Here is a 26,584-nt window from a genome sequence, read left to right as displayed (position 1 = left end):
TCACGCGGTCAGCCAGTCCGGGCGCAGGTGGGCGGTCTCGTTGACGCTCTGCAAAACCCAGCGCCCGGACGACAGGCACACGCGGGAAAGGGACGCGTGGGCCGGGCGGACGAAGTAGTCGCGGTCCAGCGACAGCGTGTCGGCCAGGTGGGCGTTGATGACGCCGCTGTGGCACACCACCGCGACCGTGCCCGTCGCGTGGTCCGAGGCGATCTCGGCGAACGCCCGGCGGACCCGCAGGCGAAACTCCGACGCCGGGTCCGGCTTCAGGAACGACTCCCAGCGCCCTCCGGACACGAACGCGGCCGCGGCCGACGTCCACGCCGCCGCGTCCCCCAGGTCCCCGCGGAACACCGTGATCTCCCGCAGCCCGGCCGTCTCCCGAACGGGCACGCCGAGCCGCCCGCCGACGATCGCGGCGGTCTCCCCCGCGCGGGCCAGATCGCTGCAGAAAACGGCCGTCACCCCGTCCAGCGCCAGCGCCGCGCGTTCGGCCTGCCGGCGGCCGAGCGCGCTCAGCGGCGGGTCCAGCAGCTCCGACTCGCGCCGCTCCGGCTCCGGAAGCGGCTGGCCGTGCCGTACGAGGACCACCTCCCGCTGCTCCACGCCGAAGGCGGTGGCCGCGGCGATCGCCCGGTCGATGATCCCCGGGATCGTCGCGGCGTCAGGCATGGGACAGCGTCACGCCGGCTCCAGCAGACCGCCGTGATGCGGCCAGCACCGCCCGTACGCCTCCCACGCCAGCCTCTGCAACGCGGCCAGCCGCGACGGTGAGGCGTAGAGATGCAGGTCGGCCAGTGACTCCCCGGGCGCCAGCAGCGACTGCAGCCAGTCCGTACGCGGCGCGCCCAGCGGACGGCCCCACAGGTCCAGGCCCTCGCCGACGTAGGAGTGCCGTCCGGAGTCCCGGCAGGCCGTCACGGCGATCGGCGACGCGCGGTGGTACTTCTCCTCGCCCGGATGCGCGACCACGCTCCCCGCGTCACCGACCTCGGTGGTCAGGTTGAACACCACGGCCGGCCCGTCGAGGACGTACGTCACGTGCCAGATGCCGAAGGGCACGGCCATGAGGTCGCCCGGCCCGCAGACCTGCTCGTACAGGAACGGGCGGCCGTCGCGCGTGTAGCCGCCGACCAGCATCGCCACCCGCCCGGTCAGCGTCTGGAAGATCTCCAGCTGGCCGGGGAGGTTCCAGTGGCCGGTCGAGCGGAACGGCTCACCGCCCGGCAGCGTGCCCGGCTGGTAGACCACGAGGTCGGCGAAGATGTGGTCGCGGCTCTCGGCGGCGGCGTGCTCCGGCGTCCCGGCCGGCACGCACCGTTTGCTCGCCTTCTCGCGCGGCGGCAGGAAGTCACGGATCGCGTGGTACAGCACCGGGTCGTACCCCGCCTCGTGCCGCGCGGCCACGGCCATACGGTCCGCGAGGTACCCGCCCGTCCCGAGCACGTCCGACAGCGTGCGGTGCGACGGGACGCAGCGGTCGCCGTCGATCGCGACGACGCCCCCGGAGTCGGCCGTGATGCCGGAGACGCCGAGCGCGAGCGGGCTGCCGCCGGTCACGCGCCGGTCGTCGACGCCGATGATCCCCCGGTGCCGCAGGTGCTCCAGCACCGTACGCCGCACCGAAAGGCGGTGGCCGGTGAGGTTGTCGGACGAGCGCATCCCGATCATGACGCGGTCAGCTTCGCCAGCCAGCCGGCGGCGGTCTGGCCGCGCAGCAGATCGCGGCCCGCGGCCTGCGCGGCCGAGACGCCGCCGCCGTTCATGCCGTCGAGCAGGGCCTGCGCGGTGGACTCGACGTCGAAGGGCTCGATCGGCGTCACGTGGCCGGCCAGTTCCTCGTACGCCCCGGCGTTCACCGAGAGCAGCAGCGGCGCGTGTTCTCCGAGGTAGAGCGCTTCCTTGGCGACGAGGTTCATCCCGTCCAGGGTCGGGTTGACGAGCGTGAGGTCGGCGGAGCTCAGCGCGGCGACCACGCAGTTGCGGGTGGTGGCCAGGTCGGGATAGACGAGCGAGACGGCCGGGCGGGTCGGCAGCCCGAACCTCTCGTTGATCCGCGCCACCATCTTCTCGCACTTGCGCTGCAGGTCACGGCTGCGCTCGGTGGTACGGCTCGGCGGAGTGGCCACCGCGCAGAACCACCACTCGTCGGCCAGCCCCGGCTTGCGCTCCAGCACGCTCTCGTACGCAGCGAAGCCGCGCGGCAGGTTCTTCCACAGGTCGATGCGGTCGGCACGGGCGATCATCCGCCGGCCCTCGCCGAGCCCCTGCAGGTGCTTCTCCCACAGCGCGGTGTCGGACGAGCCGCGCAGGCGGTCCACCGCGTCCACGTCGAGCGGGAACGGGGCGACCGAGACCCGCGTCTCGTGCCCCTCGAAGACGACCCGCCCGTCCGAGGCCGAACAGCCCGGCAGGAAACGCGCGCAGCAGGCCAGGAACGCCTCCGCCCAGCGGGTGGAGTGGAAGCCGACGATGTCGCAGCGCAGCAGGCTGGTCAGGATCCGGTCGCGGATGCGCGCGGGCAGCAGGCCGAAGTAGTCCGGGTCACACCACGGCAGCCCGTGGAAGAACGCGAGCCGTCCCCCGGCCCGCGCGCCCAGCATCTCCGGGACCAGGAACAGGTGGTAATCGTTGATCAACACGAGCTCGTCCGGTGCGTTCGTCATCAGCTTCGCCAGCCGGTCCGCGTACGCCCGGTTCACGGTCTCATAGCCGGTCCACGCGTCCGCGAACTTCCGGTCGAACAGCGGCTCGCGCGCGGTGTCGAACAGGTAGTGGAACAGCCACAGCATCAGCCGGATGCCGATCTCGGTGTAGTGCTGTTCGAGCACCGCCTTGGACTGGCGCACCTGGTGCAGCGTCACGCCGTCCGGCAGCGTGGTCACCTCGACCGCCTCCGAGCCCGGAGGGGCTCCGCCGGGCGCCGTGCAGATCCAGTCGCCGCCGTGTTCGCCGAGCAACGTGACCAGCAGGGGTACCAGCCCGCCGGGCGAGCGGGGCATCAGCCCCACTCCCTCCTGCCATCGGGGGGCACTGTTGCTGCAAATGACCAGTTTCATGCGTTGCCCATCCTTAGGTCGGCGCCGGACTCGCGGCGTGATCGATGCTCGTTGAGGCCGACGAGGTCGTCGGCGATCGCGTCCGGCACCTCGTCGTCGAAGCGGGACACGCGGCCGTAGCGGGCGGCGAGGAGGCTCGTCACCGCCATCACCAGGCCGAACGCGACGTACATGAGGCCGATGCCCCGCCCGGGGCCGGTGCCGATCACCGCGCCGACGGTGCCGGCCAGCCGGCCGTCCGGCGTGAGCATCGCCCCGAACACGTGGGCCCACAGCGGGGCCAGCACGGCGAACCCGAGCGGGATGGTCGACCAGGAGATCACCTGGTTGACCGCGAAGACCCGGCCCTGCAGCCGCTGCGGCACCTTGGTCTGCACGATCGTGGCGTACGTGCCGCGCACGATCGCCAGGCAGTACAGCATCCCGGCCAGGCCGGCGGCGATGAGGACCAGGGAGGGGCGCAGCCCGGTGAGGACGCCGAAGCCGCCCTGGACCGCCGTGCCGAGCACGACCGCGCGCATCCGGCGGCGTACGGGACCGCCCCAGATGACCATGGTCAGGCCGCCGAGCGCGGCACCCGCGCCGCCGAGGACGATGACCGGCCCGACCGAGGACAGACCGGCGAACGACAGCACGAGCGGGGAGACCGCGACCAGCATCGCGGACAGGAACAGCGTCTGGACGGCGAAGTAGCCGAGCATGGCGCGGAACCCCGGCCGCTCCAGCGAGTAGCGCAGCCCGCCGAGGATCTCCGCGCCGAGCGGTTCGCGCCGCCGCAGGGCCATCGCGGCCGGGAAGCGCACGGCCAGCACCACGGCGACCGCGACGGCGAAGCTCACCAGGTCCATCGTGAGGATCCCGCCCAGGCCGACGGCCGCCATCAGCCCGACCGCGACCAGCGGGGCGGCGAACTGCGCGATGCCGTTGAACATCTCGACCACGCCGTTGGCATGCCCCAGATAACGCTTGGGCACGAGCTGCGGGACCGCCGAGGCGTAGGCGAGCCGCTGGAAGGTCAGGGCCACCGACAGCCACGCGACCAGGGCGTACACGAATCCGAGGCGCAGTGAGCCGGTCGCGTACAGCAGGGCGACGGTGCCGACGGCGGCGCCGGACAGCGCGTCGCCGGCCAGCATGACCCGCCTGCGCCGGCACCGGTCGACGACCGCGCCGGCGAGCGGCGCGGCCAGGACGCCCGGCATGATCGCCAGGACGGACAGGATGGCGTACTGGGTGAGCGAGCCGACCTTGAGATAGGTCCACAGCGGAAGGGCGAACTCCGTCACCGCGGACCCGGCGATGGAGACGAGCTGGCCGACCGAGACGGTCAGGAACCGCGCCATGCTCGGCTGGACCTCCGCCGACGCCTCCTCCGGCGCCGAGGACACCCCGCCGACCCACCAGCGCGACCGCGACCCGGTGCTCGGCCGCAGCGTCCCGCCGGCCAGCGCGGGATGCGTGCCGGTGATGATCTCGGCGAGCTCGCCGGCCCGGTGCTTGAGGAAGAAGTGCCCGGCCTCCGGCAGCACCACCAGGGCCGTACGGTCGGACAGGAAGTGCCACTCGCGGTAGCGCTCCTCGGCGAACTCCGTCACCGGGTCGCGCTCGCCGACGACCGAGATCACCGGGCAGCGCAGCCGGGCGCGCGGCCGCTCTCCGTAATAGGCCTCGGCGGCCTCGCCGTCGTGGCGGATGTTGCGGACGATGAACGCCACCTGGTCGGCGTCCAGGCCTTCGAGGTCCGCGCCCATCGAGGTCAGCCAGTTCGCCGTGACCCGGTCGCTGCGCAGCCCCTCGCGGCCGGCGATCCGGATGAGCCGGTCCAGCAGCCGGCCGCTCGGGCGGGCGAAGGGGTAGGTGGCGCCCAGGTAGAGCGCCGCCGGTTCGCGGCCGGCCTCCTGGAGCCGCAGCGCGATCTCCACGGCGAGCGCGCCGCCGACGCCGCAGTGCCCGTAGAGCACGACCGGCCCGGTGACGCGCTCCCGGATCTCGGCCACGCACGCGGCGGCGATCTCCTCCAGCGGCCGCGTCTCCTCCAGCCGGCCCAGGTCGTGACCGGGGATGGCGACGGAGTACAGCGAGCAGTCCGGGCCGACCGCGTCCGCGAGCGGCTTGTAGACGATCGCGCTGCCGCCGCCGTACGGGACGCAGACGAGCGACATGCTGCGGCGGCCGGACGGGGTCAGCTCGTGCAGCAGACCCTCCTGCCGTACGGCCTCGCCGGTGCCGGTGGCGAGCTGGGCGAGCCGCCGTACGGTCCGGTGCTGGAACAGGTCCATGACGCTGAGCGGACGCGCGTCCGCCGGCAGGACGCCACGCTGGCGTGCGACGACCCGCGCGGCGAGCAGCGAGTGGCCGCCCAGGTCGAAGAAGTCGTCGGTGGCGCCGACCCGTGCCACGCCGAGGGCCTCACGCCAGATCTCGGCGAGCGCGGTCTCGACCGGGCCCTCAGGGTCCTCCGGGTCGGGGGCCGGCGAGACCGGCGCCGGCGGCCGGGGCCGCACCGGGTGGCGGCGCGGAGTCGGTTCGAGGACGCCGAGCTCGGACAGGCGGGTGTCCGGTACGGCGCAGCCGACGGTGAGCACCTCGACCAGGTCACGGGCCAGCGCCTCGACGGTGGCGGCCTCGAACAGGTCGGCGTTGTAGACGAACTCCGCGCACGCGTCGCCCTCGCCCCAGGTCACCTCCAGCGTCAGGTCGACCTGTGCCGTACGGTGGCCGACCTCGAACGGGGTGACCTCCAGGCCGTCGAGCCGCAGCTCGGCCACGCCGCCGGGGTCGAGCCGGAACATCGCCTGGAACACAGGCGTACGGCTCAGGTCGCGGGGCAGGTCCAGCTCGGTCACGAGCCGGTCGAAGGGCACGTCCGCGTTCGCGTACGCCTCCAGCGCGGTGGCACGGGTGCGGGACACCAGGTCGCGGAAGGTCGGGTCCCCGGACAGGTCGCCGCGCAACGCGAGCGTGTTGACGAACAGGCCGATGAGGGGCTCCAGCTCGACCTCGTCGCGTACCGAGACGGGCGTGCCGACGCAGACGTCGTCCAGGCCGCTGTGGCGCGCCAGTATCGCCTGGTAGGCCGTGAGCATGGTCATGAAAAGCGTCGCGCGCTGCGCCCGCGCGAACCGCGTGACCTCCGCGCACAGCGCGGCCGGCAGCGGCTGCCGTACGGTGGCGCCGCGCGAGGTGCGCACGGGCGGGCGGTCGCGGCTGCCGCGCAGTTCGAGAGGCGGCACTCCGGTGAGCTGCCCGAGCCAGTAGTCGAGCCGCCGCGGCGCGCCCTCGCCGGGCTCGCGGCGCTGCCACAGGGCGTAGTCGGCGTACTGGATGGGCAGCGGCGGCACGTCCGTCTCCCGGTACAGCGCGCCGAGCTCGTCGCACATCAGCCCGAGTGACCAGCCGTCGGCCACGATGTGGTGGACGACCAGGCACAACAGGTGCTCGTCCTCGCTCCGCCGTACGAGCGTGGCCCGCAGCAGCGGCCCCGCGTCGAGGTCGAACGGCGCCTCGATCCGCTGGACGAACAGCTCGCGGGCGCGCTCCTCGCCGTCCTCGTCCTCCAGGAGCGCGACGACCAGCGGCACCGGCTCGGGCGGGTCGACGACCTGCAACGGGACGCCGTCCGCGGTCGGGAACCTGGTGCGGAGGCACTCGTGCCGGGCGACCAGGTCCGACAGCGCGCGGGCGAGCCGGTCCGGGGCGAGCGGGCCGCGGAGGCGCCGCGCGACGAAGACGTGGTACGCGGTGTCGGCCGGGTCGAGCTGGTGCAGGAACCACAGCCGCTCCTGGCCCCAGGACAGCGGCAGGTCCGCCTCGTCCGGGGAACGCGGAACGATGATCGGCAAGTCCGGCAGCATCCCGGCCGTCATGTCGTCTCCTGACGTCGTCGGTGGGTCAGCGGTCGCTCTGGCCGGCCGCCGCCACCACGCCCCGGACCGTGGGGGTGTCGTAGAACACCTGCAGCGGAAGGTCGAGGCGCAGCCGGCGGCGCATGCGGGCGGCGATCTGGGTGATGGTCAGCGAGTGGCCGCCGAGGTCGAACAGGTCGTCGTCCAGGCCGATCCGCTCCGCGCCCAGCACCTCCGACCAGATCGCGCGGACGTCCTCCAGCAGCCGGCCGTCGCCCGTGACGGCGTCCGCCGCGGACACCGCGGACGCGGCGACGCGGGGCAGGGGCCGCGCGGCCAGCGCGGCGTGGTCGAGCTTGCCGTTGGGGGTCAGCGGCAGGTCGTCCAGCACGACGAACGCGGCGGGGATCATGTAGTCGGGCAGCCGCGTGGTCAGGTGCGCGCGCAGCGAGGCCGCGTCGGCGGGGTCCGCGGCGGGCACCACGTACGCGACGAGCCGCCGGTCGCCGCCCGTGCCGGCGACGACCACGGCCGTCTGGGCGACGCCGGGGTGCGCCCGGATCGCGGCCTCGACCTCCCCCGGCTCGATGCGGTTGCCGCGCAGCTTGACCTGCCGGTCCATGCGCCCGAGGTAGTCCAGGTCGCCGTCCACGCGCCACCGGGCGAAGTCGCCGGTGCGGTAGAGCCGTCCCCCGGGCACGAACCGGTCGGGGACGAACCGCTCGGCGGTCAGCTCCTCCCGGCCCAGGTAGCCCAGTGCCACGCCGGGCCCGCCGATCAGCAGCTCGCCGGGGATGCCGGCCGGCACCGGGTTGCCCTGCCGGTCGACGACGTACAGCCGCATGTTCTGGATCGGGCGGCCGATGGGCAGCCGTGTCCGGCCGACGACCTGTCCGGGCTCGCAGTGCCAGGAGCTGACGTCGATGGCGGCCTCGGTCGGGCCGTACAGGTTGTGCAGCTCACCGGGCATGCGCCGCAGGAACTCGGCGGCCAGCGCGGGCGTGAGCTCCTCGCCGCTGCAGATCGTACGGCGGAGGCTGACGCAGGACGAGACGTCCGGTTCCTCCAGGAAGACGCCGAGCATCGAGGGCACGAAGTGCACGGTCGTGATCGCCCGTTCGACGATGACCTGGCGCAGGTAGCCCGGGTCGCGGTGCCCGCCCGGGCTCGCCATGACGAGGCGGGCGCCGGTCATCAGCGGCCAGAAGAACTCCCAGACCGACACGTCGAAGCCGATCGGCGTCTTCTGCAACACGGCGTCGTCGGCGCCGAGCGCGAACTCCCGCTGCATCCAGTCGAGCCGGTTGCAGAGCCCCCGGTGGCTGTTCAGCACGCCCTTCGGCGCGCCGGTCGAGCCGGAGGTGTAGATGAGGTACGCGGGGTCGTCCGGGCCGGCCAGGGGCTCGGGATCCTCGGCGGGCTGCTCCCCGGCGGCCTGCTCCAGCAGCACGGCCCGTACGCCGGCCGGGAGCCGGGGCGCGAGGAGGCTGGCGGTGAGCGTGAGCTCGGCTCCGGCGTCGGCGAGCATGAACGCCAGCCGGTCGTCGGGCTGGTCCGGGTCCAGCGGCAGGTACGCGGCGCCGGCCTTGAGCACGGCCAGGAGCCCGACGACGAGGTCGGCCGACCGGCGGGCGAAGACGCCGACCACCCCGCCCGGCCGTACGCCCTCCTCGCGCAGCAGGTGCGCCAGGCGGTTGGCGGCCGCGTTCAGCTCGGCATAGGTGAGCCGCTCGCCGCCGGCCTCGACGGCCGTCGCGTCCGGGGTGGCCCGTACCTGGGCCGCGATCATCCGGTCGACCGTGGTCGCGTCCGGGAAGGGGCGCGCGGTGTCGTTCCACTCCTCGACCACCTGCCGCCGCTCCTCCTCCGTCATGAGCGCGAGCTCGTCCAGGGGCCGGTCCGGGTCCCGCGTGACGTCGGACAGCAGCGTGCGCAGGTGGCCGGCGATCCGCGTGACGGCCTCGGAGCGGCCGGCGAGCGTGGCCGCCGTGCCGTCCGGCGCGTCCACGATCTGCAGGTGCAGCGCCCCGCGCGCGGCATGGTTGAAGCGGTTCCAGCCGACCCGCGCGCTCAGCCCCTCGGGCCAGACCGGGGCCTCGGCGCGCCGCCGGTAGCTGACCGAGACCGGGGCGAGCGACAGGCCGGCGGGCACTCCGGCGGCGACGTGGCTGAGCGGCACGCGGCGGATCGGGTAGAGCTCGCGCAGCTCACCGCGGGTGGCGCGGGCGAAGTCGGAGAAGTCGGCGTACGGTTCCGGGCTTCCGCCGACCGGGAGCTGGTTGACGTACATGCCGATCCGGCCCCGCGTCTCCTCGGTACGGGTGCCGAGGTCGACCGCGACCGTCACCGGGTCGTTGCCGTAGCGCATGAGGAGCGCCCGCAGCGCGGCGAGGAGGAGTTCGAAGCGGGTGACGCCGAGCCGCTCGGCGGTCACGCCGACCGCGCGTGACAGTGTGGCGTCGATGCCGACCTCGGCCACCACGGGCCGCGCGCCGGCGGTGTCCCCGGGCAGCGTGACCTCGGCCGGCGGCGTCCACCGCCGGGCCCAGAACTCCCGCGCGGCGGCCTCCTCCTCGGGCGGGCGGCGGCGCGCGGCCGGCGACGGCGCGGGCAGCGGCGGCCGGGCCGTGCCCGCGATCGCCGCGCGGTAGCCCTCCGCGAGCTCGGCCACGAAGACGTCCTTGGATCCGCCGTCGAACACCAGGTGGTGGGCGACCACGACGAGCACGTGCCGCGCCGCGTCCAGGGTCACGAGGGTGAACCGGCACAGCGGTCCCTTGTCCCGTACGAACGGCCGTACGGTCTCCTCCTCCACGTGCCGTCCCGCCGCGTCGGCGCGGCCGTCCTCGGGCAGCCCGGACAGGTCGATCAGGTCCAGCTCCGGCGCCGGGACGGGCACGAGGTAGGGCACGCCGTCCGCCACGTGCACGGCGGTGGCGAGCACCGGGTGGCGGCTCACCACGGTCGCGCACGCGGTCCGCAGCGCGCCGGTGTCCAGCGCGCCGTCGAAGCCCACCGTGAGCGGGAGATGGTAGGCGGTGCCGGCCTGGCCCAGTTCCTCGGTGAACCAGACGCCGGCCTGTTCGGGTGACATCGGTACGGGTGCGGTCATCGGTTACTCCCTGCCGGTGTCGGAGCGCCGGTCACGGCGCGTGCGACCGTCTCTTTCAGGTCGTCGGCGAGATGCCCGACGGTGTCCTCGACGAAGGCGTGCCGGTTGTAGGTCAGCCGTCCTTCGATCCGGCCGCCGGGCAGCTCGGCCAGCTCCAGCTTCGGCACGCCGCGGTCCTCGCCGGGCAGCGGCCAGCTCCACACGAGGCCGTGCGGCAGCGCGAACGCCTCGGAGATCAGCCCGGGAAAGTGCGGCTCGCCCGGCCACCGGCTGAACGGGATCTCCACCGGGAACGGGACGGCCGCACCAAACTCGGCGAACGGGTACGCCTGGCGGTCGGTCGCGGCGAGCAGCCCGTCGCGTACGCGCTCCACCAGGACGCCCAGCGGCGGGTCGTCGCCGACCGGGACCCGGACGAGCAGCGACTGGGCCAGGCAGCCGACCGCGCTCTCGAACTCCGGCCGGGCCCGGCCGGTGACCGGGGTCAGGGCGACGAACTCGCTCGCCCCGGTGTGCCGCGCCAGCACGGCGAGCCAGCACGCGGCGACCAGCGTGAACGCGCTCGTCCGGTGCCGTTCCGCGACGGCGCGCAGGCCCGCGGCCAGGTCGGGCTCGAACAGAAACCGCTGCGACGCGGCCTGGTAGGTACGGGCGAGGCGGCGGCCGGGGAAGTACTCGACGGCCGCCGGCGCGCCGTCGAGGGCACGCCGCCACAGCGGGCGCGTACGCGGCCACTGCCGTCGGTTCCACGCGACCACGTCGGCGCTCTGCGTCGCGGGCGGCAGCGAGGGCCGGTGCCCGGTGCGCAGCGCGGAGTACAGCAGGCCGAGCTCGCGCAGCAGGATGCCCATCGACCAGCCGTCCACGACGAGGTGGTGGATGACGAGGGCGGCGAGGTACTCCTCGGGACCGACCCGGACCAGGACCGCGCGGACGAGAGGACCGCGCCGCCAGTCGAACGGCCGCGCCACCTCGGCGGCGACGAGCCCGGCGGCGTCGCGCTGCCGCTCCTCCTCCGTCGCGCCGACGGCGTCGCGCGTGACCAGCTCGGGCGGCGGCTTCTCCCGTACGGTGGCGGTCCAGCCGGCCGGCCCGCGCGCGAATCGCGTGCGCAGGCCGTCGTGCCGGCGGACCAGCGCGTCGAGGGCGGCGGCCAGGAGGGCGGGGTCGACCTCCTCGTGGACGCGCACGGCGACGTGCATCGGGCCGACGTCGCGCGGCGGGTCGAGCTCGTGCATCCAGGTGAGCAGGTGCTCCTGCAGGGAGCCGACCGCGTGCTCGTCGGACCCGCCGTCGGCCGGCCGCCGCGCGGCGCGGCCGGCCGCGTCGATCCAGGCCGCCTGGCCGGCCAGGTCGGGGTGGTCGAAGACGAGCGCCGCGGGAACGTCGACGCCGAACTCCTCGCCGGCGAGCGTGGCGAGCTGCGCGGCGCGCATCGAGTCGCCGCCGAGGGCGAAGAACTCGTCGCTCGCGCCGACGCCAGCGGTCCCGAGGAGGCGGCCCCACAGCCGGGCGAGCGCGGTCTCGGTCGCCGACGCGGGCGCCGGTCCGTTGCGGCGTTCGCCCAGGGCGAGGACCGCGCGCAGCTCGCCCTTGACCACCTTTCCGGCCGCGTTGTACGGGAGCGCGTCGACGCTGCGGATGTGGGCGGGCATCTCGTGGCGGCCGAGCCGCTCGGCCAGGAAGGCGCGCAGGTCGCCGATCTCGCCCGCGGGGACGACGGCGGCGGCGAGCGCCTGGCCGAGCACCGGGTGCGGGACGCCGACGACGGCGGCCTCGGCGACGGCCGGGTGCTCGTGCAGCGCCGCCTCGACGCGGAGCGTGGAGACCGCGAGCGCCCCGGACTTGACGACGTCGTCGGCCCGGTCGACGAGGTGCAGGTAACCGTCGGCGTCCTGGTAGCCGAGGTCGCCCATGGCCACCCAGCCGCCGGCGAACACGCCGTCCGCCGCCTGCCCGTGGTAGCCGCGCGGCGGCGCGTACGAGCGGAGCCAGACCGCGCCGGTGCACTCGCGCGGCACTGGCCGGCCGTCCTCACCGGTGATCCGGATGTCGCCGGGCCGCGCGGGCCGGCCGAGGGCACCGGGCCGCTCGGGGTCGAAGACCATGGTGATCTGCGCCGGGGCCGCCTCGGTGGAGGTGTAGCTGTTGGTCAGTGTCGCGCCGGGCAGCGCCTCCGACAGGGCGAGCGCCACCGCGGGCGGCAGCGCGGCGGCGGTGGAGCCGAACAGCAGCACGCTCGACAGGTCGAACCGCTGCGGGATCCGGCGGTTGACCAGCTCGATGGCCATCGACGGGACGACGAAGACGCTGCCCACGCGGTGGCGCTCGATCAGCGCGCCGAACTCCTCCGCGTCGAAGCCCGGCGCGATCACCGTCGCAGGCCGGGCCACGAGCGCGTTGACCAGCATCGTCTGGGCGGCGTTGGAGCCGAGCGCGAACGCGTGCAGGCAGTGCTCGGAGTGCGCGAGCGGCCGGGGCCGGGGCGCCGGGTCGAGGCCGTACGTGAGGTTCGCGTGGGTGGCGGTGACGCCCTTGGGCCGGCCGGTCGTCCCGGAGGTGTAGAGGATCTGGGCCGGGTCCGCCGGCCGTACGCCGAGGCCGAGCAGGTCTTCGGCCCCGAGAGCAGGCTCGGCCTCGGCGGTGGTGGTCGACCATCCGGGGGTCTGCGGCGCGGACCCGTCGTGCACCGTGCCCGCGACCTCGCACTGGCGCAGGAGGCCGGCGATCGCGTGCGGCCCGAGGTGCGCGCCGAGCGGTACGGCGACGCCGCCCGCCTTCTGCACGCCACAGTAGGCGACCGCGAAGTCGAGGTGGCTCTCGGGGCCGAAGACGAGTCCGGCGGGATCGCCGGGGCGCAGCCCGCGCTCGCGTACGCCGCGGGCGACGGCGTCCGAGCGCCGGTCCCAGTCTCCGTAGGTCAGGGTCCCGCCGCCGGCGAGCCGCAGGGCGACGCGGCCGGGCTCGGCCTCGGCACGCGCCCGCAGCAACGCCGGGACGGTCGTGGGCTCGGCCGCTCGCACGAGGCTTGGCGGCTCAGGCACGTGGGCACCGTTCAACCAAGGCGATCAGCCTCCCGTCTCCTCCGCACGCAGGGGTCACGGAATGCGAGACGGTGACCACCAGTGCGCATGCATGTTATGCATACGCGTTATCTAAAAGTCAACCGATGGACTTCTACCGGTATGGGAGGTTCTGCGCGCGGGCCGACTAGCCGAGGAGAGCGCGCCAGGCCAGGGTGGTCACCCTGTTGTCGGCGGCCTCGACGGAGGCCTGGACCCGTTCCGTGTCGGCCGGGCCGATCTCGCCCGTGGCGTCGGCGAGCCACCAGGGACCGGACGGGGCGAAGTCGCGCATGCGCAGCCGCGACCGGTGCGCGCCGGGCACGAACAGCGTGTGCGGGCGGCCGTCCGTGCCCCAGTAGTGCACCTGGAAGACCTTCATCCGGCCGCCCGGCGCGAGGACCTCCAGCACGTACGGGGCCGTGCCCTTGGGCTCGCTCAGCAGCAGGACGATCCCGCCGGGCAGCGCCACCGCGTACGCCCCGCCCGCAGCCGCGATCGCGCCCGGGGCGGCGCGTACGACGGGCAGCGGGATCGCGTCGTCGCGGGCCGTGCCGGAGAGCACGAGGAGGTCGAACGCCCAGTCGCCCTCCGGGACGCCGGTGAACTCCGCGCGCCCGGCCTCGTCGAGCCCGGCGAGGTGGCGGAGGGCGCGCGTGCCGCCGTCGGCCCGCAGGACCAGCCAGATCCCGGCCGGCACCACGACCTCGGAGTCGAGGTGTGCGGCCGTGAGCTCGATCGCGTACCGGCCGTCCGGCGCGGTCCTGGCCGCGACGAGTGCCAGGTCGAGGTCGCCGGTGAGGACGTGCGCCCGCGGCGTCTCGGCCGACAGCCGAACCTCGGCGAGCGCCTCGCGGAGCGCACGGTCGAAGGGCGGCGCGGCCGGGGGCTCCGGTGCGCCAGCCTCGTCCGCGGCGTCGAGCGCGGAGGCGGCCAGCGGGCCGGCGTGCTCGTGCACCCAGGCGGCGTCGCGCTCGGGGTTCGCGGCGGCCAGCAGGTCGCCGACGAGCGACTCAAGGCTGTTCGGCTCCGGCCGGCTCTCGCCCATGGGCACCTCCTCTCACCTGGGACGGGCAGTACGGGCAACGACGTCGCAACAGCGGGTCGGACAGCAGCGTGCTCGCGATCGTCACCGCAGCCCGCATCGCCTCGCCCGGCGACGCGCGCCGGCCCACGTCCTTGGTCCGCAGGACCTGCGCGACGAGGCGCTCCCAGTGCTCTTCGGCGACCAGCCATTCACTGCCGTGCGCCCGGACGTAGCTCACGGCGAAGCCCGGCGGCACGCGATGGCCGTTACGGGTGAAGCACAGCTCCCGCAGGGGCGGGATGCGGTCACTCATCGTCGTCTCGAGTGAAGATCTCCTCGGCCGACCCGGTGCGCCGCGACGTGATGGCGTCGCTGACGACGTATCCGGCGATGCCGCCGACCACGGCCGGTACGAGCAGCCACCCGGCGACCGAAAGGAACCAGGCGAGCACGGGAACGCGCGAGCCGGCGGGCGAGGTGATCCCGATGCTCACGTCATAGGCGCGCCGCCAGCCGATCGCGAAACCGCTGGCCACGAACAGCCCGACGTAGGTCATGAGAAGCGGCAGGCCGCGGGTGAGCGCCCAGTAGCGGAGCCCGTGATAACGCTCCAGCGAAAGACGCCAGCGGCGGAGGGAATGGCGGTAGGGCTCGCGCGGAGGAGGCGGCAGGTCGACGCCGTCTGCCGAGCCCTCGGGCGGTGCCGCCATGGCGGCATGATAGTCGCGGCGAGGAGGAATCCGGGAGGCGTTCATTTCTCTCGCCGTGCCTTTCTCAGCACACCTTGCTCATTTCCCGCCCGGGGACGTACCTCTTCCATTCTTCCCGGGTCAGACGGCGGTGCGCGATGGCGCAGACGGCCGTTTTCAGGTCGGCCGGGCGGGCGATGTCCCACTGCTGTACGCGCCCGATGAAATCAGTGGTGAACAGCGCCTTTCCGCCCGGCCGGAATTCGACCGCGGTCAGGTCGACGGCGAGCCTGCCGTCGATGGTGGTGTCGTCGTTCACCACGGCGGCCGTGCCGCTCCCAGGCGATGGCCAGGGCCCCGCTGGAAGTCGGCGTCGGCGGTGAAGGTGGGCATGACGCGGGGGTCGGGGAACAGCCCGGGCGGCCCGCCGGGCACGACCTCCATCTCGAGGACGACTCCCGCGACGCCCGTCCAGCCGTCCGTGAGCGCGTCGAAGAGCACGCCGATCCGGCTCCGCCGCCCGCGCCGCACGTCGCCGCGGAGCAGGTGGAGCTGGAGGGCGACCATGGCGTCGGCGGAGCCGGGGAGCACCCGCGCCGCCTCCCAGTCGGCGGCCACCGCCCGCAGCGTGTCCTCGTCCGCCGGGCCGGCGGCGAGGCGCGCGACCGCGAGCGTACGGCGGCCGGCCGCGTCGTCGCCCGACTCCCCGTCGACCACCTCGGCCGCCCAGCAAGACGCCGTGGTCCAGTCCCGGAGCCGCGCGGCGTCGTGCCGTACGGCCTCGGCGCAGGCCGCCCACCAGAGCCCCTCGTCGAGCAGGATCCGGACGCACTCCTCGGCGCCGATCGCGTCCTCGGGGGTGTCCTGCCAGCCGCCGTACCGGAGCCGGAGGGCGTCGAACTCGGCGAGCCTCGGGGTCTGCCTGCCTAAGCCGGCGTCGTCCTGTTCCCCGGCCGCACGCATCAGCCGGCCGGCCAGCCGCACTCGCTGCAGAACTTCGCGTCGGCGAGGTTGTTGCCGCAGTTCGTGCAGAACTTCTTCGTGGCCTGGGGCGCCGCCGCCTGCGGTGCGCCGCAGTGCCGGCAGAACTTCCCCCCGCCCGAGTCGTTGCCGCACGCGGCACATCGTCCGACGGCCTCGTCGCGGTAGTCGACCCCGCCGGTCCAGTCCTGCGCCCGGATCTTCTGGTTCAGCTGGTCGACCTGCGCCGCCGCCTGCATCCCGGCGACCTCCTGAGCGAGCTTGGGCGAACAGGTCGTGCACATGCCGCGCTCGCCGTTCCAGCAGATCTGGTTGCAGACCCACTGCCCGCAACGGTGACACTGGGTGAACTGCGGCGAGACCTCCTCGACCGCCTTGGCCAGCATCTTGTCGCGGGTCGACCCGCGCTCGCCGTACCCCCGCAGCCACTGGGCGTCCCAGCCCAGCTCGGAGGCCTTGCTCCCCATCTGCCCACCGAGCATGTCGCCGCCCATCTGCAGCAGCTTGCCCCCGAACCCCGACACCGAGTGCTGGAACGAGGAGGAGTAGCCGTTCCCGCACCGCTCGCAATGGAACTCGAACTGGTAACCGTTGTCCGTCGAGCGGTCGGTGTAGTTGTCGGTGAAGAAGACCATTTTCGCCATGGCCCGTACGCCCCTTTGCCTGATCTGCGGATCCCCCGGTTGAACCCGCCTATTTAGGATGCCTAAGCGGCCAAGGACGATGGTGCGGATTCTGTCCGGATACGGCCACGTTCCCCCTGGACAACGGGGTGATCATGCGGTCGGCGACCATTCGGTCACACGGTGTCGTTCACCGCTGTGAGCTGGGGCGCTATGCGGTCGAGGGCCTCGGTGCAGACCTCGGCCCATTCCTCGTCCTCGGCGACCCACGTGGCCGGGCTGCCGAACTCGATCTGGCGGAGGTCCGACGTCACGGCCTGCCGGAGAGCCGGTACGGCCTCGGCGGCGGGCGGGCCGATCTCGCCGAGGCGGCGGACCGCCTCGACGCCGGGCCGGCCGGCCCGTACGTGGGGCAGAAGTGCGGGCACGACCGGTTCGGGGTCGCCGGTGAGCGACCAGTAGGCGGTCGCCGAGCGGACCGCCGTCGTCTCGTCCCCCGAGTCGAACAGCTCCGGCAGCAGGGGCGCCAGGCCGGCGCCTGCCGGGCCGAGATCGGCGAGGGCAGCGAGCGCGTGCGACCGGTCGTACCCCTCTCCGCCCGTGATCCGCTCCCGCAGGACGCCGAGTGCCGCGTCCCTGTCTCCCGCGACGAGCCAGACGGCGCGCGCCGCGTTGATCGCCACGATCGGCTGGTCGTGGGTGAGCAGCGCGCACAGTTCCGGGAGCGCGCCGGCGGCGGCCGGGCCGAGGTCGCCGAGGACCCGGGTCGTGACGTGGGGGTGGGTGGCGCACTGCCGGCGGAGCTCCGGCACGACGGCGCGGATCGTCGCCTCGCCGGTGCAGAGGCGGCCGACGGCGCCGATCACCGCGATGCGGGTGTTGCCCTCGGGCGTCTCCGGGAGGAGCCGGACCAGCGCGTCGCGGCAGGTGGCGGCCCACGGGCCGATGAGCCCGATGGCGGTCTCCAGCCCGGACAGGTCGGCCGGTTCGGCGGCGAATCTGGCCGCCAGGTACTCCGCGGCGCGTGGGTCCCGCAGACGGCACAGGGCGTTCAGGGCGGACGCGGCCGGGGTGTTGTGCTCGGCCGGTTCGCTTCGGAGCAGGTCCCACAGCGCATCCGCCGCCTCAGCCGCGGCCCGGCCCGCGCCGGCGAGGTGGCTCGCCGCCCAGTAGCGGACGTCGCGCTCGGGGTCGGACAGGCGCAGCGCCAGGTCGCCGACGAGCCGTCCGGCGGCGGGACGCCACGTGAGGATCGGGTACTCCGTCGCGTACACCGCGCCCTTGCGCACCTCGCCGTCCTCGTGCCGCATCCAGCCGCGCAGCAGCCGGATCCGCAGGTCCCAGTCGTCGGGCAGCCGCTCGATCACCCACAGCAGCGGGTCCTCGGCGAGGGCGGCCCAGGGCAGGCGCGGCAGGTCCTCCAGCGAGGGCGGGGTGTCCCGCTCCAGCACCTCGACCACGGGCGGCTCGGCGGCGAGCGCGGCGGCCAGCCGGGGCAGCGGGTGCGGATCCCGCAGCCACGCCTGGACGCGGGACGGGGTCGCCGCGTCCAGGGCGCCGGCCGCGAAGACGACACTCGCGCGTACGACCGGGTCGGCGTCGATGTGCTCCAGCAGGGCCGGATCGGCCGTCTCGCCGGAGACGCCGAGCGTGTGCGCGGCGGCGGCGCGTACGTCCGCCGACTCGTGGGCGAGCAGCCGCAGGTACGTGGGCGCGCCGGCGGCCACCGCGTCCCGGGTGCCGGTGTCCTCGTCCTCGGGGTCGCCCTCGGCGATCGCCGACAGCAGGCCGAGCAGCCCGGCCGTGTCGGTGTCCGGCGCGGCGAGCAGTTCGATCAGGAACGGGACGGCGTGCGTGGTGGCCTCGTACACCGTTCCCTGATGCCAGATCGTGCCGAACAGCTCGTTCAGCGCGTCGCCGTCGCCCTCGGCCACCCCCCGCAGGACGTCCGGTACGTCGGAGGCCGCGCCGTACGCGTGGTCGAGGTCATCCCAGGCGATCTCTTCAAGTCCGTCCAACACGGGGGGCAATGTACCGCCGCCGGTGGCATCCGACTGGAATACGCCGAGCCGGCCCGCATCGCATCGGCGACCCGGCGCGCGGCCGGCAGGGAGCAGGGCGGCAAAGGCCCGGAAACAGATGATCGTGGCCGTGGCCATTGGCCGCACGCGGTGATCGAATGTGCCACGGCGCTGAGCAACGCGAATCATCACGGCCAACGCGACGCCGTCGATCCTTCGACTGGCGCCCTTCTGCGCGTACGACCTCACCGCCGCGCTGCCGCAGATCAGTGCGGCTGGAGTTCTAGGGCTGAGTGGCGGCGTATTTCTCCTGACTCGGCATCATGATCCACAGAGCGATGTAAATCAGGAACTGCGGGCCGGGCAGCACGCAAGAGATGATCGCCAGCAGTCGGACGGTCCAGGCGCCGAGTCCGTAGCGGCGGCCGAGTCCGGCGCACACACCAGCGATGACCCGGCCCTGGCGCGGACGGTAAAGACCGTTCATGTCAACGTCCTCCTCAGTCATCGGGTACTTCCCACACTAAGGAGACGTAATACGCACGCGCATCGCCCCATGGGGCTGTTCGCCCGTCCTCCCGGCGGCGGAGCCTCCTAGGCCGGACGTCGTAGAGATCGGCTACGCGGACGCGAGGCTCGTGTAGGCGGCGAGGATGATGCCCGCGCCCCGGGAGTCGCCGGTGAGCTCGGCGCCCATGCGGTTCATCACGTACGACACCGTCAGGTGCGCGTCCAGGTCGACGACGATGACCGAGCCGCCCCAGCCGCCCCACGCCACGCTGCGCGGGCTCGGCAACGGCAGGCCCGGGGACGGGAGGGCGTAACCCAGGCCGAAACGGACGTGGATGCCGAGCATGGCGTCGACGCCGTCGGACTGCTGGTCGAAGACGCGTTCGCAGCCGGCCGTGGACAGCAGGGGGCCTCCGCCCGCGGCCAGGACCGTCTGGACCAGGGCGACCGAGCGGGCGTTGCCGTGGCCGCCCGCGGCGGGGATCTCCGCGCGGCGCCACTCCTCGGACCAGGTCACGTCCGCGGTGAGCGGCGGGTTGTCCAGGCTCGGCGCGCTCTCGTGCGGGATGACGTCGGCGACCCGCGCGTCGTGTTCCGGGGGCAGGCCGATGTGGAAGTCGGCGCCGAGCGGGGTGGCGAGCTCCTCGCGGAAGAACGTGCCGAGGGTACGGCCGGTGATCCGGCGTACGACCTCGCCGATGAGGTAGCCGTGCGTGAGGGCGTGGTACTCCGACCGGCTGCCGGGCTCCCACGACGGCGCCTGCGCGGCCAGCAGCGACGTCGCCTTCTCCCAGTCGTACAGGTCGGCGACGGTCATCGGCGACGTCCAGTTCGCGAGCCCCGAGGTGTGGCCCATCAGGTGCCGTACCTCGACGTCCGCCTTGCCGGCGGCGGCGAACTCCGGCCAGTACTTCGCGACCGGCGCGGCGAAGTCGAGTTCGCCGCGGTCGGCCAGCAGGAGCGCGCAGAGGGCGGTCACCGTCTTCGTGATGGACCAGACATTGATGATCGTGTCGCGCTGCCACGGACCGGCCTGCGTACGGCCGCCCCAGATGTCGACGACCGGCTCGCCCTCGAGGAAGACCGCCACGGAGGCCCCCACGTCGTCGCCGCTGGAGAGGTTCGCCTCCAGGGCCTCGCGTACCGCGCCGAAACGTGAATCACAGAACCCGTCAGTCGTCGCCATGAACCGGACTGTACGCCCCATGCCTTCGGCGCGACTCCGCAGGCCGCAGGGCCGCAAGGGCGCCGGGCAGCCGGCGCGGACCGCCGGACGACACCCTTGTCGAGGCCGACCATAAAGACACAAATGTACGATGGACGAGCGAATCAAAGCATTGGTCAAATCATACTAAGAACTGATAAATCTCTGATCGAAGCGAGGATTTCTCCGACGGCGAGCTATTGACGACGCGAGTCGCGCGATGAGCGGAACGCAAACCGGACGCACCGGCATACACCTTCGTCGACCACGGGACCGTCCGCGAAGGACATCCCGCTCGGGATGCGGCCCGAGGCGGCCACGCCGTGCTACCGCCTCGCCGAGGCGACCGTCTTCGTGAGCGGCGTGAACGGCGACCGGCCGCCGACCGTGCTCACCGTCGACCCGCAGGGTCTGTCCGAGGGCATGATCCGGCTCGCCGCGCAGAACGACCGTGTTCGCGCCGTGGCACCGGAGCAACCGGGCCAGGCGTCGTACGCGACGGCCAACGCGCGCGTCGACGCGCTCGTGGAGTGGCGGCGCGCGCATGGCCTGACCGGCGGCACCATCAACTGGCGCACCGGTCGGACGTCGGCGGCGCGGCGGGGCCGACCGTCGCCGCGATCGACCCGATCACGCCGGATGAGGGCGCGGACGCACTGGAGGCGCTGCTCGCCCACGACCAGACCGCCACCGGGGTGCTCCGGTTCAACCCGAACCGCGCGCTCGCCACATTTCCCGAGCTGCGGCAGCGGCCGTACTTCGCCGCGCTACTCGGCGCCACCGCCCACGACCTCGCCGGCGACGACTGGCCGGGGCCGTCCGCGCTCGAGAGCGTGGACACGCGGACCGCGCGGCGGCTCGTACACGGCCGGGTGCGGGCCCGCGTCTCCGCCGTGTTCGACGGGGAGACCGACAAGGACGTACGCCGCTCCCTCCACGTGAGTTCGGTCGAGATGCCCGAGCTTGCCCCGGACGAGGCGCTGGTCGCGGTCATGGCCTCGTCCGTCGACTTCAACAGCGTCTGGACCGTCGTGTTCGAGCCGGTCCCGACCTTCACGTTCCTGAACGCACGGGGCCACGAGGGCCGGTGGGGCGCACGGCACGGCCTGCCGTACCACATCATCGGATCCGACGCCGCCAGGGTGATCGTCCGCACCGGCGTGGCGGTACGCCACTGGTCGGCCGGCGGTCGCCGGTCAGGCCTCGTGGACGCGGACGCCTCCGACGTAGGTCTGCGACACCCGGGTGGCGGCGATCTCCTCGGGTGGGGCGGCGAACGGGTCGCGGTCGAGTACGGCCAGATCCGCGAGCCTGCCCCGCTCGATCGTGCCCGTCTCGTCGAGATGGTTCACATGCGCACTGCCCGCCGTGTACGCGGCCAGCGCGGTGGCGAGGTCGAGCCGCTGACCCGGCAGGAACGCCGGCGTGCCCTCGCCGACCTCCGGGAGGCGGCGGTTCACCGCGACGTGGATGCCGTGGATCGGGTCGGCGCTGCTGACGGGCCAGTCGCTGCCGGCGGCGAGGGTGGCCCCCGCACTCCGCAGGTCGCCGAACGGATACTGCCACGCCGCGCGCTCCGCGCCCAGGAACGGGATGGTCAGGTCGTCCATCTGCGGCTCGTGGACCGCCCACAGCGGTTGCATGTTCGCGACCGCGCCGAGCATGCGGAACCGCGCCACGTCCTCGGGGTGGACGACCTGGATGTGGGCCAGGTGCGGCCGGGTGCCCGTCCAGCCGTTGGCGCGCCGCGCGGCCTCGACGGCGTCGAGCGCCTCGCGTACGGCACGGTCGCCCAGCGCGTGGAAGTGCACCTGGAAGCCGTGCGCGTCCAGCTCCTGGACGTACTCCCTCAGCGCGGCGGGCTCGATGAACGAGATGCCCGCGTTGTCTTTCTGCCCGATGTAGGGGGCGAGCATGGCGGCGGTGTGGTTCTCCGCGATGCCGTCCTGCATGATCTTCACGGTCGTGGCTCTCAGGCGGCCCTCGGTCAGGTGCTCACGCTGGTCGAGCAGGTGCTCGATCTGCTCGGCACCCCTGCCGCGGTCCCACCAGAGCGCGCCGGCCACGCGGGCGGTGAGCCGCTCGCTCCGTACGGCGGCGAGGTAGGCGGGCGCTCCGTCGGCGGTGACCGGGTTGTCCCCGACGATCGCGTCCTGCCAGGCGGTGATCCCGTACGAGTGGAGGAGTTTCTGGGCGCGTAGGAGGGCGTCGAGGAGGTCCTGGCCCGTGGGCGCCGGGAGGAGGTCGCCGACGAGCCGCATCGCGCCTTCTTGCAGCGTTCCGGTCGGGCGGCCGGCGGCGTCGCGCTCGATCCGGCCGTCGGCGGGGTCGAGGGTGTCCGCGGTGATCCCCGCCATCTCCAGGGCGCGGGAGTTGACCCAGGCGCCGTGGTGATCGCGGTTGGCGAGGTACGCGGGGCGGTCGGGGACGAGCTCGTCGAGCTGCTCTCTCCGCGGGGTACCGCCGGGGAAACTCTCCATCGACCACCCGCCGCCGGTGATCCAGGGGAGGCCGGGGTGCGCGTCGGCGTACGCGCGGATCCTTCGCCGGTACTCCTCCGGCGTCACGGCCCCGGTGAGGTCGCACAGGCCGAGCTCGAGCCCGCCGCCGACGGGGTGGACGTGCGCGTCCTGGAAGCCGGGGATGAGCAGCCGCCCGCCGAGATCGACCACCTCGGTACGGGGCCCGATCAGCTCCCGGACGTCGTCATGGCCGACGGCGACGATCCGCTCGCCCCGCACGGCGACGCTCGTGGCCCGGCTACGCGCGGCGTCCCCGGTGTACACGGGCCCACCGGTGAAGACGAGGTCAGCGGCACCGTCGTTACGAACAGCCATGCCGAGCACGCTACCCACGCCCACCACTCCTCGCGCCCGCCACCCCGGCCCGCACGCCCCCGCACCGTCGCGTCCACGCGCCACCATCTCCGCGCCAATGCCTCCACGCCAACGGACCACCACGCCACCACCTCCACGTCAGCGCACCTCCATGCCACCACCTCGCGCCAGCGCGTCCGCGCCTCCCCGTACCTCCGTGCGCCGCAAGACCTGCGGTGCACTCGTGCCTCCGCCCGTTCGCGTCCGCGCGCCGGCCGCGTCGTCGCGGGCGGACAGGCCGAAGGTCCCGGTCCGATGGGGCCGCTCGGCCCTCTCGCCGGTGCCGCTGAGCGGCCACTCTCTAGAAGGAAACGAGGAGGTCGGAAATGCAGGTCATCCCAGGACCGCGGTACGTGCTCACCGGATTCGACGGATCGCCCAACTCGGCCGTCGCGCTGCGTCGCGCCGCCACCGAGGCACGCGAGCGCCACGCCCGCCTGGACGTGGTCCGGGTCGTCCCGCGCGCCGTCGGGTTCGCCCGGGTACCCGCCGCGTGGCTGCGGCTGCGCGGCGAGGTCGCCGGGCTCCTGCCCCGCGCGCAGCACGTCTCGACCCGTCTGCGGATCGTCCGCGGCGACGCCGCCGAACAACTCACCCGCCTGGCCGCCCGCGCGGACGTCCTGGTGGTCGGCGCACGGGTGAACTCCCGCCACGGCGCACCGCTCGGCGGCCAGACCGTCCCGGCCATCCTGTCCGGCGCCTCGTGCCCGGTCATCATCTGCGACGACGGCGCGGAACCCGGCACCCGCACAGGCGGGCACGCGCAAGACGACACCAGACGCCGCTGAGACCCACCCCGGAAAGCGGTCACCCCTTCCGGAGACCACACCTACCCGCCGACGCCTACGTCCTCCGGCCCGCTCCGGACGGTCCGGCGAAGCGCGGCGGCCGTCATGTCACAGGCTGATGGCGTGCTCGCCCGGCCAGGGGCGCCGGGCGGCGACCGGCCCGGCCGGCTCACGTGACGTCCCGGACGGCCGCCGCCACGCACTCTGCGGAGACCGGGGGCTCAGGCGTGCGGGCCGATCACGGTGACGGGACAGTCGGCGTGGTGGATCACACCGTGGCTCACCGAGCCGATGTGCGGGCCGCCGCCGTGGCGGTGGGAACCGACGACCAGGCGTTCGGCTCGGGTCGAGCGGTTCACCAGTTCTCGGACCGGCTGGCCCGAGGGTGTCTCCTCCACGACTCGTACCTCCGGGTACCGGGCTCGCCACGGCCCGACCGCCTCCGCCAGGCGGCTCTGTGCGGCCGTGAGCGCCTCTCGTACGCTCACCGGATATCGGCCGTCCAGCAGCGTGGGGGGCACCTCCCAGGCGTGCACGGCTCGTACCCACGCACCCCGCGAGGCCGCCGTCTCGAACGCGTACTCCAGAACGTGTCCCGACTCGCGCAGGTCGACGCCGGCCACCACCTCGTCACGTTCCTCCCCCGTGCCGCCCCGGACGACCACCAGCGGGCAGGGTGTACGGCCCGCCAGGCTCAGGCTCGTCGAGCCGAGCAGCAACCCGGCGAAACCGCCGCGGCCCCGGTGGCCCACGACCACCTCCGACGCGCCGCCGGCCCGTTCTCGCAGGGCGAAGCCCGGTGCCTCGAACATCAGCTCCCTCGTCACCTCGACGTCCGGCGCGGTCTTGACCACCAGTTCGGTGGCGCGGAGGAGGAAGTGTTCGCCGGCCTCGGCGAGCAGGTCGATGTCCCACGGCCCCGAGTGGAGGGTGCACTCGGCCGGCCGTACGGCGTACACGACGTGCAACGGGCACCGGCGGCGGGTCGCCTCGGCGGCGGCCCACTCGACGGCGCGTTCGGCGGGGGGCGAGCCATCGGTTCCGACGACGATCGGGTTCGTCATGCGTTCTCACCTCGCGGAAGCGTCTCTCCTGGGACACAGCCTCGGCCGCCGGCGGCGCCGAGGCAGGGGCCGGAGGTCCGTGCCCCGGCAGGACCTTCGACCTCGATCACACGGCCCTCAGCTCGCCCGGTCCTCGCTCTCGGCCGCCGCGACGAGCCTGCCGCCGGAGACCTGCCTCGCCGCGATCTGGGTGTACGCCCCCGGCGGATGCCGGCGCCCCATCACCGGCCCCGCCTGCCCGATCACCGTGACCCACCAGCCCGCCGAGGTGACCGGGTCGATCTCGTCCGCCTGGAACGCCACCACCGTGCCGTGTACGGCCGCGGCCAGCGCGCAAGACGTACGGATGGTGACCCGGTCGCCCTCGAGGAGGAACGCCACCGGCGTCACGGCCGGCAGCGCCTGGTCGGTGTACACCACCCGGCCGATCGGCACCGATGCCAGGAGGGCGAGGCACCGCTCGCGGCCGAAGCCCGGTGCCTCGCCCTCCTCCGTCCTCGTCACCTGAGGACGGGGAACCGGGAGACGATACGGGTCCCGGCCCACCAGCGGCCGAGGCCGAGCGTGTCTCCGGCGCCGACCAGCGCGAGGCCGATGATCACCAGTGCGTACACGAGGTGGTCGTCCATGAACACATTGCTGTCCGGGGGCAGGACGACGCTCCACATCATGACGAGCAGGACCGTGCCCGCGATGGCCGCGAGGCGCATGCCGACGCCCAGCAGCAGGGCCGCGCCGATCGCGCCCAGGCCGAGCATGAACAGCCAGTCGGCCCAGACGTCGCCGGCGATGGAGTGGTAGAAGCCCTTGAGCGGGCCGGCGGCGGAGAACTTCAGGAACCCCAGCGTCGGATGGCCGCCGTGGATCCAGGCCTGCTTGGACGCGGTGCCGTGGCCGAGCCCGAACAGTTTGTCCAAGAACGCCCAGGCGAAAACGAAGCCGAGCGACAGCCGGGCGAGCGCCCATACATAGCGGACGACTCCGGAACCGTCCTGCGCCGAGTCGGCCTGGCGGGCCGCGGGGATGTGGTCGGCGATGGCCATGTCGTGTTCACCTCTTCCGTGCAGCCGGAGGGGTTTCCGGCTGCCCCCAATCAACGCCACCGGGTAGGGCGCGCCGCAGAGGCGAAAGAACGGGCGCCCGCAGGACCTTCGTCCCGTGCCCGGAAAACCGCGGGAAAACGCGAGAAAACGCCGGTCGCCGCGAGACGGCTCCGGCGACGGCCTAGCCGTGCTGGAGCGGGACCCGCCACTCGAGGACCGTGCCCCCGCCCCTCCCCGGCCGTACGGCGAACTCCCCGCCCAGGCTCTTCGCACGGGAGGCCATGTTCTCCAGGCCGCTGCGCCGGCCCGTCTCGGGGACGCCCACGCCGTTGTCACTCACCCGCAGCAGCAGGTCGTCGCCCGCGATCACGCTCACGTCCGTACGGGTCGCGTGCGCGTGCCGCGCCACGTTGGACAGGGCCTCCCGCAGGACGGCGGTCAGGTGGTCGGCGGTCGTGTCGTCGACGGCGAGGTCCAGCAGCCCGTCGAGCCGCACCGCGGGTGCGAAACCGAGGCTCGCGGTGGCGTCCTCCACCACGCCGTGCAGCCGCGACCGCAGCGTCGGCTCGTCCTCCCCCGAGGTCTGCAGCGCGAAGACGGTGGAGCGGACCTGCCGGATCGTGTCGTCCAGGTCGTCGACGGCGCGCTGGACCCGTACGGCGACGTCGCGCTTCTGGGTG

At 73.7% G+C, this 26,584-nt stretch carries 22 protein-coding genes and 1 pseudogene; 2 read left to right on the top strand and 21 right to left on the bottom strand.

Features of this window, described 5'->3' with window-relative positions:
• The 15 genes from QWU11_RS16550 to QWU11_RS16480 all read right to left on the bottom strand — a co-directional run bounded on the left by QWU11_RS16550 (position 1) and on the right by QWU11_RS16480 (position 20,115).
• Positions 1-672: a histidine phosphatase family protein gene (locus QWU11_RS16550; protein WP_290109178.1), complete on the bottom strand. Its 672-nt coding sequence runs from the start codon at positions 670-672 to the stop codon at positions 1-3.
• A gap of 9 nt (positions 673-681) precedes the next feature.
• Positions 682-1,671 (bottom strand): hypothetical protein, encoded by a 990-nt coding sequence (locus QWU11_RS16545; RefSeq protein WP_290109177.1) that lies wholly within the window; start codon positions 1,669-1,671, stop codon positions 682-684.
• Positions 1,668-3,059 (bottom strand): trehalose-6-phosphate synthase, encoded by a 1,392-nt coding sequence (locus QWU11_RS16540; protein WP_290109176.1) that lies wholly within the window; start codon positions 3,057-3,059, stop codon positions 1,668-1,670. Before QWU11_RS16540 ends, QWU11_RS16545 begins: the two co-directional genes overlap by 4 nt.
• The gene (locus QWU11_RS16535) at positions 3,056-6,925 is read right to left on the bottom strand and encodes an MFS transporter (protein WP_290109175.1); all 3,870 of its coding nucleotides are present in this window, start codon (positions 6,923-6,925) and stop codon (positions 3,056-3,058) included. Before QWU11_RS16535 ends, QWU11_RS16540 begins: the two co-directional genes overlap by 4 nt.
• A gap of 25 nt (positions 6,926-6,950) precedes the next feature.
• Positions 6,951-10,016 carry an amino acid adenylation domain-containing protein gene (locus tag QWU11_RS16530; protein ID WP_290109174.1) on the bottom strand — a complete coding sequence of 1,022 codons (3,066 nt, stop codon included), beginning with the start codon at positions 10,014-10,016 and terminating at the stop codon, positions 6,951-6,953.
• A complete protein-coding gene (locus QWU11_RS16525; RefSeq protein ID WP_290109173.1) occupies positions 10,013-13,060 on the bottom strand; it encodes an AMP-binding protein in 3,048 nt (1,015 codons plus the stop codon). The genes QWU11_RS16530 and QWU11_RS16525 overlap by 4 nt, the downstream gene beginning before the upstream one ends.
• A gap of 166 nt (positions 13,061-13,226) precedes the next feature.
• Positions 13,227-14,126 (bottom strand): hypothetical protein, encoded by a 900-nt coding sequence (locus QWU11_RS16520; RefSeq protein WP_290109172.1) that lies wholly within the window; start codon positions 14,124-14,126, stop codon positions 13,227-13,229.
• The gene (locus QWU11_RS16515; protein ID WP_290109171.1) at positions 14,092-14,418 is read right to left on the bottom strand and encodes a hypothetical protein; all 327 of its coding nucleotides are present in this window, start codon (positions 14,416-14,418) and stop codon (positions 14,092-14,094) included. The genes QWU11_RS16520 and QWU11_RS16515 overlap by 35 nt, the downstream gene beginning before the upstream one ends.
• Complete coding sequence (locus tag QWU11_RS16510; RefSeq protein ID WP_290109170.1) at positions 14,411-14,815, bottom strand: DUF6313 family protein; 405 nt, start codon at positions 14,813-14,815, stop codon at positions 14,411-14,413. Before QWU11_RS16510 ends, QWU11_RS16515 begins: the two co-directional genes overlap by 8 nt.
• Positions 14,816-14,879: 64 nt before the next feature.
• Positions 14,880-15,113, bottom strand: a complete 234-nt coding sequence (locus QWU11_RS16505) for a hypothetical protein (protein ID WP_290109169.1) — start codon at positions 15,111-15,113, stop codon at positions 14,880-14,882.
• Positions 15,110-15,778 carry a hypothetical protein gene (locus tag QWU11_RS16500; RefSeq protein WP_290109168.1) on the bottom strand — a complete coding sequence of 223 codons (669 nt, stop codon included), beginning with the start codon at positions 15,776-15,778 and terminating at the stop codon, positions 15,110-15,112. The genes QWU11_RS16505 and QWU11_RS16500 overlap by 4 nt, the downstream gene beginning before the upstream one ends.
• Positions 15,757-16,419, bottom strand: a complete 663-nt coding sequence (locus QWU11_RS16495; RefSeq protein WP_290109167.1) for a hypothetical protein — start codon at positions 16,417-16,419, stop codon at positions 15,757-15,759. The genes QWU11_RS16500 and QWU11_RS16495 overlap by 22 nt, the downstream gene beginning before the upstream one ends.
• Positions 16,420-16,574: 155 nt before the next feature.
• Positions 16,575-18,419 (bottom strand): hypothetical protein, encoded by a 1,845-nt coding sequence (locus QWU11_RS16490; protein WP_290109166.1) that lies wholly within the window; start codon positions 18,417-18,419, stop codon positions 16,575-16,577.
• A 283-nt stretch (positions 18,420-18,702) separates the two neighbouring features.
• Positions 18,703-18,927, bottom strand: a complete 225-nt coding sequence (locus QWU11_RS16485; protein ID WP_290109165.1) for a PspC domain-containing protein — start codon at positions 18,925-18,927, stop codon at positions 18,703-18,705.
• A gap of 111 nt (positions 18,928-19,038) precedes the next feature.
• Positions 19,039-20,115 carry a serine hydrolase domain-containing protein gene (locus QWU11_RS16480; RefSeq protein ID WP_290109164.1) on the bottom strand — a complete coding sequence of 359 codons (1,077 nt, stop codon included), beginning with the start codon at positions 20,113-20,115 and terminating at the stop codon, positions 19,039-19,041.
• Between the two features lie 318 nt (positions 20,116-20,433).
• Between QWU11_RS16480 and QWU11_RS47320 the strand changes: the two are divergent.
• Positions 20,434-20,661: pseudogene (locus tag QWU11_RS47320) on the top strand (hypothetical protein); the annotation flags it as partial.
• A gap of 37 nt (positions 20,662-20,698) precedes the next feature.
• Here QWU11_RS47320 and QWU11_RS16475 read toward each other — a convergent pair.
• Entirely contained in the window at positions 20,699-21,190 is a 492-nt protein-coding gene (locus QWU11_RS16475; RefSeq protein WP_290109163.1) for a hypothetical protein, read from the bottom strand.
• A 139-nt stretch (positions 21,191-21,329) separates the two neighbouring features.
• Complete coding sequence (locus QWU11_RS16470; RefSeq protein ID WP_290109162.1) at positions 21,330-22,970, bottom strand: amidohydrolase; 1,641 nt, start codon at positions 22,968-22,970, stop codon at positions 21,330-21,332.
• Between the two features lie 365 nt (positions 22,971-23,335).
• Here QWU11_RS16470 and QWU11_RS16465 point away from each other — a divergent pair, with 365 nt between their 5' ends.
• The gene (locus QWU11_RS16465; protein WP_290109161.1) at positions 23,336-23,797 is read left to right on the top strand and encodes a universal stress protein; all 462 of its coding nucleotides are present in this window, start codon (positions 23,336-23,338) and stop codon (positions 23,795-23,797) included.
• A 221-nt stretch (positions 23,798-24,018) separates the two neighbouring features.
• Here the strand turns inward: QWU11_RS16465 and QWU11_RS16460 are convergent, their stop codons facing one another.
• From QWU11_RS16460 to QWU11_RS16445, 4 genes are all read right to left on the bottom strand, one after another.
• On the bottom strand, positions 24,019-24,861 hold the full coding sequence (locus tag QWU11_RS16460; RefSeq protein ID WP_290109160.1) for a universal stress protein: 843 nt from the start codon (positions 24,859-24,861) through the stop codon (positions 24,019-24,021).
• Positions 24,862-24,978: 117 nt separating this feature from the next.
• Positions 24,979-25,365: a pyridoxamine 5'-phosphate oxidase family protein gene (locus QWU11_RS16455; RefSeq protein WP_290109159.1), complete on the bottom strand. Its 387-nt coding sequence runs from the start codon at positions 25,363-25,365 to the stop codon at positions 24,979-24,981.
• Positions 25,362-25,904 (bottom strand): hypothetical protein, encoded by a 543-nt coding sequence (locus tag QWU11_RS16450; protein ID WP_290109158.1) that lies wholly within the window; start codon positions 25,902-25,904, stop codon positions 25,362-25,364. The genes QWU11_RS16455 and QWU11_RS16450 overlap by 4 nt, the downstream gene beginning before the upstream one ends.
• Positions 25,905-26,085: 181 nt before the next feature.
• A partial coding sequence (locus QWU11_RS16445; RefSeq protein WP_354670853.1) for an ATP-binding protein occupies positions 26,086-26,584 on the bottom strand: 499 nt, incomplete at its 5' end.

It is taken from the genome of Actinomadura sp. DC4, from assembly GCF_030406325.1.
Classification (GTDB): Bacteria; Actinomycetota; Actinomycetes; order Streptosporangiales; family Streptosporangiaceae; genus Actinoallomurus.
This window is presented reverse-complemented; position numbering and strand designations above follow the sequence as displayed.

Coding starts and splice junctions, on each gene's coding strand:
- QWU11_RS16550 (WP_290109178.1), bottom strand. CDS start 672: ATGCCTGACGCCGCGACGATCCCGGGGATCATCGACCGGGCGATCGCC.
- QWU11_RS16545 (WP_290109177.1), bottom strand. CDS start 1,671: ATGATCGGGATGCGCTCGTCCGACAACCTCACCGGCCACCGCCTTTCG.
- QWU11_RS16540 (WP_290109176.1), bottom strand. CDS start 3,059: ATGAAACTGGTCATTTGCAGCAACAGTGCCCCCCGATGGCAGGAGGGA.
- QWU11_RS16535 (WP_290109175.1), bottom strand. CDS start 6,925: ATGACGGCCGGGATGCTGCCGGACTTGCCGATCATCGTTCCGCGTTCC.
- QWU11_RS16530 (WP_290109174.1), bottom strand. CDS start 10,016: ATGACCGCACCCGTACCGATGTCACCCGAACAGGCCGGCGTCTGGTTC.
- QWU11_RS16520 (WP_290109172.1), bottom strand. CDS start 14,126: ATGGGCGAGAGCCGGCCGGAGCCGAACAGCCTTGAGTCGCTCGTCGGC.
- QWU11_RS16515 (WP_290109171.1), bottom strand. CDS start 14,418: ATGAGTGACCGCATCCCGCCCCTGCGGGAGCTGTGCTTCACCCGTAAC.
- QWU11_RS16510 (WP_290109170.1), bottom strand. CDS start 14,815: ATGGCGGCACCGCCCGAGGGCTCGGCAGACGGCGTCGACCTGCCGCCT.
- QWU11_RS16495 (WP_290109167.1), bottom strand. CDS start 16,419: ATGGCGAAAATGGTCTTCTTCACCGACAACTACACCGACCGCTCGACG.
- QWU11_RS16485 (WP_290109165.1), bottom strand. CDS start 18,927: ATGACTGAGGAGGACGTTGACATGAACGGTCTTTACCGTCCGCGCCAG.
- QWU11_RS16480 (WP_290109164.1), bottom strand. CDS start 20,115: ATGGCGACGACTGACGGGTTCTGTGATTCACGTTTCGGCGCGGTACGC.
- QWU11_RS16470 (WP_290109162.1), bottom strand. CDS start 22,970: ATGGCTGTTCGTAACGACGGTGCCGCTGACCTCGTCTTCACCGGTGGG.
- QWU11_RS16465 (WP_290109161.1), top strand. CDS start 23,336: ATGCAGGTCATCCCAGGACCGCGGTACGTGCTCACCGGATTCGACGGA.
- QWU11_RS16460 (WP_290109160.1), bottom strand. CDS start 24,861: ATGACGAACCCGATCGTCGTCGGAACCGATGGCTCGCCCCCCGCCGAA.
- QWU11_RS16450 (WP_290109158.1), bottom strand. CDS start 25,904: ATGGCCATCGCCGACCACATCCCCGCGGCCCGCCAGGCCGACTCGGCG.